Source organism: Saccharomonospora halophila 8 (assembly GCF_000383775.1).
GTDB lineage: Bacteria > Actinomycetota > Actinomycetes > Mycobacteriales > Pseudonocardiaceae > Saccharomonospora > Saccharomonospora halophila.
On the sequence record NZ_KB912557.1, the window covers coordinates 61,305 to 69,047 of the forward strand.

At 72.2% G+C, this 7,743-nt stretch carries 9 protein-coding genes; 3 read left to right on the forward strand and 6 right to left on the reverse strand.

Annotated elements, in window-relative coordinates:
* The coding region (locus SACHA_RS21935; protein WP_039738982.1) for a dihydropteroate synthase at positions 1 to 441 on the reverse strand (441 nt) is incomplete at its 3' end.
* A 138-nt stretch (positions 442 to 579) separates the two neighbouring features.
* Complete coding sequence (locus tag SACHA_RS0112705; protein WP_232211867.1) at positions 580 to 1,470, reverse strand: formate/nitrite transporter family protein; 891 nt, start codon at positions 1,468 to 1,470, stop codon at positions 580 to 582.
* Between the two features lie 227 nt (positions 1,471 to 1,697).
* On the opposite strand from SACHA_RS0112705, the gene cynS reads away from it, so the two are divergent.
* Both cynS and SACHA_RS0112715 read left to right on the forward strand, forming a co-directional pair.
* On the forward strand, positions 1,698 to 2,150 hold the full coding sequence (gene cynS, locus SACHA_RS0112710; RefSeq protein ID WP_019810369.1) for a cyanase: 453 nt from the start codon (positions 1,698 to 1,700) through the stop codon (positions 2,148 to 2,150).
* A 147-nt stretch (positions 2,151 to 2,297) separates the two neighbouring features.
* Positions 2,298 to 2,765 (forward strand): GbsR/MarR family transcriptional regulator, encoded by a 468-nt coding sequence (locus tag SACHA_RS0112715; RefSeq protein WP_019810371.1) that lies wholly within the window; start codon positions 2,298 to 2,300, stop codon positions 2,763 to 2,765.
* Positions 2,766 to 2,792: 27 nt separating this feature from the next.
* Here the strand turns inward: SACHA_RS0112715 and SACHA_RS0112720 are convergent, their stop codons facing one another.
* Entirely contained in the window at positions 2,793 to 3,572 is a 780-nt protein-coding gene (locus SACHA_RS0112720) for an ABC transporter permease subunit (protein WP_019810373.1), read from the reverse strand.
* Complete coding sequence (locus SACHA_RS0112725; RefSeq protein WP_019810376.1) at positions 3,559 to 4,482, reverse strand: ABC transporter ATP-binding protein; 924 nt, start codon at positions 4,480 to 4,482, stop codon at positions 3,559 to 3,561. Before SACHA_RS0112725 ends, SACHA_RS0112720 begins: the two co-directional genes overlap by 14 nt.
* Positions 4,483 to 4,683: 201 nt before the next feature.
* Here SACHA_RS0112725 and SACHA_RS0112730 point away from each other — a divergent pair, with 201 nt between their 5' ends.
* Complete coding sequence (locus tag SACHA_RS0112730; RefSeq protein ID WP_028663141.1) at positions 4,684 to 6,036, forward strand: PhoX family protein; 1,353 nt, start codon at positions 4,684 to 4,686, stop codon at positions 6,034 to 6,036.
* 61 nt (positions 6,037 to 6,097) lie between these two features.
* Here SACHA_RS0112730 and SACHA_RS0112735 read toward each other — a convergent pair whose 3' ends face one another.
* Together SACHA_RS0112735 and SACHA_RS0112740 are read right to left on the reverse strand one after the other, a co-directional pair.
* Positions 6,098 to 6,421 carry a putative quinol monooxygenase gene (locus SACHA_RS0112735; RefSeq protein WP_019810378.1) on the reverse strand — a complete coding sequence of 108 codons (324 nt, stop codon included), beginning with the start codon at positions 6,419 to 6,421 and terminating at the stop codon, positions 6,098 to 6,100.
* 241 nt (positions 6,422 to 6,662) lie between these two features.
* The gene (locus SACHA_RS0112740) at positions 6,663 to 7,742 is read right to left on the reverse strand and encodes a S1 family peptidase (protein ID WP_019810381.1); all 1,080 of its coding nucleotides are present in this window, start codon (positions 7,740 to 7,742) and stop codon (positions 6,663 to 6,665) included.
* Position 7,743 lies beyond the last annotated feature (1 nt).

The window sequence follows — 7,743 nt, forward strand, 5'->3', positions numbered from 1 at the left end:
GGTGCGCGGCGTCACACCACCGGTGTGCGCGCACACCAGGGCCGCGCCGAACTCGGCGGCCACCCCGGCCAGGTCCGGGTCGTACCCGCCCCAGGCGTCGTTGATCAGGTCGGCGCCCTCGGCGCACACCGCCCGCGCGACGTCGGCCCGCCAGGTGTCGACACTGATCACCACGTCCGGGTACTCGTGCCGGACGCGGGCGACGAAGTCCACGACCCGGCGCCGCTCCTCCGCGGCGTCGACCTCCGGCCCCGGCGCGGCCTTGACACCGCCGATGTCGACGACGTCGGCGCCCTCGTCGACGACCTGCCGCACCCGGTCCCGGGCGGCGTCGTCGGCCCAGGTGGCGCCCCGGTCGTAGAAGGAGTCCGGCGTGCGGTTCACGATCGCCATCGTCAGCATCGCGTCGTCGGCGAACTCGTGCCGCCCGAGACGGAGCATGCGCACCCCTGTTCCTGCTGGATCTCGCCCGACCCCGGGACGCCCGGCCGCGGGGGCCGGACACCACCCGGTGATCTTGCCATCATAGGCGCTCCACCGACGCGGGGTGCGCTGCCGGAGTCCTGTGCCCGGACACGGTCACGCGCTCACCCGCTCGGGCAGGTGCGGCAGCTCGGGGGTCGTCAACCTCTGACGCCCGGCGGTGCGGGCGTAGGTCACGTACAGCACGAGCCCGACGAAGGCCAGCCCGCCGACCAGGTTGCCGAGGACCGTCGGGAGTTCGTTCCAGAGCAGGTAGTCGCCCAGCGAGAAGTCCCCGCCGAGCATCAGCCCGGTCGGGAACAGGAACATGTTCACGACCGAGTGCTCGAAGCCCATGTAGAAGAAGACCATGACCGGCATCCACATGGCGACGACCTTGCCCGGCAGCGAGGTCGACATCAGCGCCCCGACCACCCCCGTGGAGACCATCCAGTTGCACAGCACGCCCCGCAGGAACAGGGTCAGCATCCCCGCGGCGCCGTGGTCGGCGTAGCCGACCGTGCGGTCCGCCCCGATGGCGCCGAGCCGCTCCCCGACCGCGTCCGGCGGCACGGAGAAGCCGACGGTGAGGATCACCGACATCATCAGCGCCACGGTCAACGCCCCGGCGAAGTTCCCGGTGAACACCAGCCCCCAGTTGCGCAGCACCGCCCGCTTGCGCGCCCCCGGCCGTCCGTCGAGCCACGCCAGCGGCGCGAGCGTGAACACGCCCGTCAGCAGGTCGAAGCCCAACAGGTACAGCAGACAGAAGCCCACCGGGAACAGGATCGCCCCGGCCAGCGCCTGGCCGGTCTGGACGGTGACGGTGACGGCGAACGCGGCGGCGAGCGCGAGTATCGCGCCCGCCATGTAGGCGCGGATCAGGGTGTCCCGAGTCGACATCCGCAGTTTCGCCTCCCCGGCGTCGACCATCGCGCCGACGAACTCCTTCGGGCTCACGTACGACATGTGCTTCCCTCTCGTGTCCGGGTCTCGCGGACTCGACACCGACCCGACGGTGGGACGTGCCGACCGCGGTGTCCGCCCGGAGCTTCGACGACGCGCGTTTCCGTGCCGTGACGGTGCGGGGGCGGGCGGGTCACCGTCTCCGCACCGCACGTCCGTGGTGTGAAGACCGCGTTTCGGGTGTCTCCCGGGATGGCGGCGTTCCCCGGGCGCGCGCAGACTGGCGGCGTCCGCCGTGTCCGTCGCAGTCCACGAAGGAGCACGAGGAGATGACCACCCCGATCATGAGCAGGGCCGAGGCCGCCGAGTTGGTCAAGGCGGCGCGGATCCGGCGAGGCGTGTCCTGGTCGGCGATCGCCGAGGAACTCGGTACCCCGCTGGTGTGGACGACCGCGGCGCTGCTGGGTCAGCACCCGATGACGGCCGAGCAGGCCGGACGGGTCTGCCGGATGCTCGACCTGGAGGAGGCCGTCGCGGAGAGTCTGCGGACCCGACCCGCCCGCGGCACCGACGAGGCGCTGATGTCCGACCCGACGGTCTACCGGTTCGTCGAGGCGCTGTCGGTGTACGCGCCCGCGTTGAAGGAACTGGTGCACGAGGAGTTCGGTGACGGCATCATGAGCGCGATCAACTTCCGGGTCGATCTCGCGCGGCGCCCGGCCCCGGAGGGCGACCGGGTGGTGGTCACCTTCGACGGGAAGTTCCTCGACAACAAGTGGTGAGTTCGCCCGTCCGGAACGGCCCCCGGCGGGTCCCGTCGATCACCGCTGCTCCCGCACCGCGGTAGACTGTGCGCGGGTTTCGGAAATGCCGAACATCCGCGACGTCCGATCTCCCGCGCCCGGTGCGGGACGAAGGGGGCAGGCACGGTGGCCGACGCGTCCTCCTCCGCCGAGGAGCTGGCACTGACCCTCACCCGGGCCGGGTTGCAGAAGATGACCTCGCGGGTGCTGGCGGCGCTGCTGTTCAGCGAGCAGGAGACGATCACGGCCGGGGAGATCGCCGACCGGCTCGGCGCCTCGCCCGGGTCGGTCTCCGGCGCCATCAAGTCACTCGGCTCCGTGGGGCTGATCGAGCCCGTCCCCGCCCCCGGGAGCCGCCGGACCCACTACCGCTTCCCCGACGACGGCTGGGCACGGCTCATGTCCACGCAGAACGCGATGATCGGGTACATGCGGGACGCGGCCGAACGCGGCCTCGACGCGGTCGACGGCGACAGCCGGGCCCGGCGGCGGCTCACCGAGATGCGGGACTTCTACACCTACCTGATGCGGGAGCTGCCCGCCCTCATCGACCGCTGGTACGCCACCAGGGAGGACACCGGGACCCCCGACTGAGGGGCACAGACGACCTCCCCGCGGGACTCAGCGCAGGTCCCGGGCGTCGAACCACCGGAGAGCCACGGCGGTGACCAGGCAGCAGGCGAGCGCGAGCACCGCCAGGTGTGTCCACTGGAAGCCGTACCGCAACGGCTCCCCACCGAGGTAGTAGTAGAACGGCGACAGGCGGCGCAGCCACTCCGCGTCGAACTGCGGGCCGAAGGCGTCGAGCACGTACGACACGAGGCCCACACCCGTGGTGGTACCGAGAGCCGGCCCGTACCGCACGCCCGCCGCGCCCAGTGCGACCGCCACGCAGCCGAAGAACAACGCGAGCATCGTGACCGCCACGGACTGCGCGGCGAAGCCGCGGACCGGAACCGAGCCCAGGTCGGCCGCGTCCCGGATCACCAGCATTCCGGCGAACAGACAGAGCCCGATCACCCCGGCCCCGACGGCCAGCGCGCCGAGCCGCTCCAGCAACAGCCGCCTGCGGCTCACCGGGTGCGCGAGCAGCAGGCCCAGCAGGCCGTTGTCCTCGTCCCCGGCGATCGCCCGCGCCCCCGTGGCGGCGCCGAAGAACACCACCAGCAGCGGCACGAGGATGCCGAACGGCGCGGACTGGAGGTACCCGGCGGCCGAGTCCAGGTCGTCGAAACCGAAGGCGCCCCGCATCGCCTCCGGCACGGTGTCGGCCATCCCCGGCGACATCCGCGTGTGGAAGCTGCCGTAGAGCATCGCGAGCGCGGTGACGGCCACGGTCCAGCCGAGCAGCGCACGGCGGCCGTCCCGCAGGGAACGGGTGAGTACGTTACGCGACCACATGGTCACCGTCCTCCTGTCCGTCGTAGTGCCGGAGGAACAGCTCCTCCAGGTCGGGTTCGCGGGCGGTCATCCGCGCCACGGTGTAGCGGGCGGCGGCCTTCACCAACGGGTCGGTCGCCCCGGTGACGCCGCACCGGAGGGTGCTCCCGGTGAGCACCAGGTCGGTCACGCCCGGCAGGTCCCGGAACTCCGCCGGGTCGGGTGGGGTGGCGGGGTCGAAGTCGATGCGGACGTCGAGGGCGGTGTGCGCGCGCAGATCGGCCAGCGTACCGAGGGAGACGAGCCGCCCCTCCCGGACGATCGCGACCCGGTCGGCGACCGCCTCGATCTCGCTGAGGACGTGCGAGGAGAGGAACACCGTCCGCCCGTCCCGCCGCGCCTCACGCACGAGTTCGAGGAAGACGCGCTGCGCGAGGGGGTCGAGGCCGGACGTCGGTTCGTCCAGGACGAGCAGCTCCGGCCGGTGCATCAGCGCCTGCGCCAGTCCCACCTTCCGCCGGTTGCCCGTGGACAGCTCGCCGATCCGGGCTGTGCGGTCGAGCCCCAGCCGCTCGGTGAGCTCGTCGACGGAGGACGAATCCACCCCACCGCGGAGAGCGGCGAGGAAGGCCAGGCACTCCTGCACGGTCTGCCGCATCGGGAGCGCGGCGTCCCCGGCGAGATAGCCGACCCGCCGGTGGAGCGCGACGGCGTCGGTGCGCGGGTGGGCACCCAGCACCCGGACCCGTCCGGAGGTCGGCCGGATCAGGTCGAGCAGCACCCGGATGGTCGTGGACTTGCCCGCGCCGTTGGGGCCGAGGAATCCGAGGACCTCACCGGTGCGGACCTGGAGTGAGAGGTCGACGACGCCGCGGCGGGCGCCGTAGCTCTTGGTCAGGTTCTCGATCGTGATCGCCGCCCCGGTCGTCATCCCACTACCTACTTTCTTTTCGGAAATTTCCGAACTCACGAAAATACGGTAGCAGTGCACCGCGGTCCGGGGGAAGACACCGGGGACGGCGGGGGATGTCGGCCTGATCGTCAGCGGGTGGTCGCGCCGCGCTCACGCCGATGTCACCCGCGTGCGGTTCGGTCCGGGGTGATCGACCGACCGACCCTCGTGGGAGGACCGATGACAGACGAGACGCGCGACACCGCCGCGGTGAACCGCAGGCGGTTCCTGGCGGGCACCGGCACGATCGGCGCCGCCGCCGCGCTGCACGCGCTCATGGGCAACACCGCCGCCCTCGCGGGCGGGCCCGGGGTGGGCAACAACCGGGGTGTGGTGGCTCCGGACAACGGGGGATACGGCCCGTTGCGGCCGGCGCCCCCGCACGGCGAGCTGCTCCTGCCGGAGGGCTTCTCCTACGTGGAGTTCGGGCGGACGGGGTCACCGCTGTCGGACGGCGGGACCACACCGGGGCGGCACGACGGGATGGCGGCGTTCGCCGCCGCGGACGGTGCTCTCCGGCTCGTGCGCAACCACGAGCAGAGTGGCGGGCCCGCGTTCGCGGACCCGCACTACGACCCCGCGGCCGCGGGCGGCACCACGACCGTGGTCTTCGACCGGGAGGCGATGCGTCCGGTGCGCAGCTTCTCCAGTCTGGCGGGCACCATCCGCAACTGCGCGGGCGGACCCACCCCGTGGGGCACGTGGCTGTCCTGCGAGGAGACCTTCACCGGGCTCGACTCCGACCGCCCGCACGGCTACGTGTTCGAGGTCCCCGCCGACGCCGACGGCCCGGTGGACCCGGTGCCGCACCGGGCGATGGGCCGGTTCACGCACGAGGCGGTGGCCGTGGACCCGGACACCGGCATCATCTACCAGACCGAGGACCGCGGCAGCTCCGGGCTCTACCGGTTCGTCCCGGACGTCCCGGGAAATCCGGGCGCGGGCGGACGGTTGCAGATGCTGGCCGTCGCGGGCCACCCGGGCCACGACACGCGCCAGGGGCAGCGCGCCGGCAGGCCGTTGCCGGTGGAATGGGTGGACATCCCCGACCCGGACCCGGACAGCGACGACTCGCTGGCCGTGTTCCGGCAGGGCCGGCAGCGGGGCGGGGCGGTGTTCGCCCGGCTGGAAGGCGCCTGGTACGGGGACGGCTCGATCTTCGTCAACGCGACCAGTGGCGGGGACGCCGGTCTGGGACAGGTGTGGCAGTACCGGCCCACCGGTGAGGCGGGCGGACAGCTGATCCTGGTCTACGAATCCACCGACCCGGACCTGCTGCAGAGCCCGGACAACCTGTGTGTCTCCCCCAACAGCGGCGGCCTGGTGCTGTGCGAGGACGGCAGCGGTCCGGACATGCTGCGGGGGCTGACCCCGCGCGGGGAGATCTTCGACCTCGCCGCCCTGAACAGCGGGAACACCAGCGAGCTCGCCGGGGCGACGTTCAGCCCGGACGGGCAGGTGCTGTTCTTCAACGTCCAAACCCCGGGCGTGACCTACGCCGTCACCGGGCCCTGGTCCCGCGGCGCCCTGTGACGCCGTCCGGTCGGGACGGCCGCTTCCCCGGTCGTCCCGACCGGCTCCGGCTCCGGCGGTGTCACCGCACGGCCATCTCCCCGAGTTCGGACCAGTCGTCCTGATCCACGTTGGTGTTGATCACCTTGGGCGTCTCCACGAGGTGCGGCGGCAGCGTGCGCTGCGCCTCACGGAAGTGGTCCGAGTTGACGTGCGCCGCACCGGCCTCACCGTCCCGGAAGGCCTCCACCAGCACGTAGACGTCGGGGTCCTCGATGCTGCGGGACCAGTCGAACCACAGGCAGCCCGGCTCACCGCGGGTCGCCCGGGTGAAGTCGGCCGCGATCTCGGGCCAGCGGTCCGCGTCCTCGTGCTTCACCCGGAACTTGGCGGTAATGAAGATCATCGCGTCTCCTCCTCGGTCCGGGCCTGTGTGGGCCCGGTTCGTCTGCGGCCCGGTCAGAATTCCGGCACCGTGCATTGTGCCGGATCCGACCGCGGATCCGGGCTCTGGAGAGTCGTTCGGACATGTGTCGACCTCTCCGCGCGAGCACGGTGACGGGAGGATGACGCGGACCCGCCCGGTGGGGATGAGTTCCCCACCGGGCGGGTCCGACAGGCTCGACCGGTTCGGCCGGTCAGTGGGGTCAGCCGGTGACCAGGCTGAGTCCGTAGGCGTTGAGTGCCTCGTTGACGGGCTGGAAGTAGGTGGTGCCGCCCCAGGTGCAGTCGCCGGAGCCGCCGGAGGTCATGCCCTGGGCCTGGTTGCCCGAGATGAACGAGCCACCGGAGTCGCCCGGTTCGGCGCAGACATCGGTGCGGGTCATGCCGTACACGGCGCCCTGGGAGTAGCGCACGGTCTGGTTCTTGGCCTCGACCGTGCCGCAGTGCCAGCCGGTGGTGGAACCGGACCGGCAGATCGACGAGCCCACCGGCGCCTCACTCGACCCGGAGACCGTCCTGGTGCCGCTGTAGGTGTTGACGTACGGCCGCGGGATGTCGTCCGAACCGGTCTCGACGTAGGCGTAGTCGTTGTACGGGAACGACGAGCCGGCGAAGGTGCCGCTGGGCTGCGAGGTCGACTCACCGGTGGAGCCGCAGTGCCCGGCGGTGACGAACCCGCCGTGCACGGCGAAGCCGACCGAGCAGCGCCCACCACTGCCCATGTAGTAGGCGTTCCCGCCCACGACGTCCATGAGGGCGCGCGGCCGCTCGGCGGACTCCACGACCTCGGCGGTGTCGGCGTCGACCCCCGCGGAGGCGACGAAGTCCTCGGCCCCGGCCGCGGTGCCCGGCGTGGTGGTGACGACCACCGAGTTGCGCTCGACGTCGACGTACCATCCGGTCACCGCATCGGGGGCGTCGCTCTCGGCACGGTTCAACCGGTTGGCCGCCGCTTCCAGGTCGGCCTCGCTGTCGTCGACGACCCGGGCCCGCGCACCGGCCGCCCGCGCCTCGCGCAACTGTGCCGGGTCGGTCACCGACACGACGAGTCCGCCCTTGTCGGCGTCGTAGAACGAACCGCCGAAGCTGTCCCCGAGCTCCGCGCGGACGGTCTCGTCGACGGCGCGGGCCGCCGCCTCACTGCGCAACCGCTGCTCCGCCTGCGCTCCGCTCAGGCCCAGGTCCCGCTCCATGGCCTGGACCATGCCGGGGTCGACATCCATGGGTGCGGGTTGCGCCGACGCGGGCAGCGCGAAGGCCGCGGCCGTCCCCGCGGCCAGCACC

Excerpts from the sequence above, each read along its gene's own strand:
- cynS (WP_019810369.1), top strand. The coding sequence starts at position 1,698 with ATGACCACCCCGATCATGAGCAGGGCCGAGGCCGCCGAGTTGGTCAAG.
- SACHA_RS0112720 (WP_019810373.1), bottom strand. The coding sequence starts at position 3,572 with ATGTGGTCGCGTAACGTACTCACCCGTTCCCTGCGGGACGGCCGCCGT.
- SACHA_RS0112725 (WP_019810376.1), bottom strand. The coding sequence starts at position 4,482 with ATGACGACCGGGGCGGCGATCACGATCGAGAACCTGACCAAGAGCTAC.
- SACHA_RS0112730 (WP_028663141.1), top strand. The coding sequence starts at position 4,684 with ATGACAGACGAGACGCGCGACACCGCCGCGGTGAACCGCAGGCGGTTC.
- SACHA_RS0112735 (WP_019810378.1), bottom strand. The coding sequence starts at position 6,421 with ATGATCTTCATTACCGCCAAGTTCCGGGTGAAGCACGAGGACGCGGAC.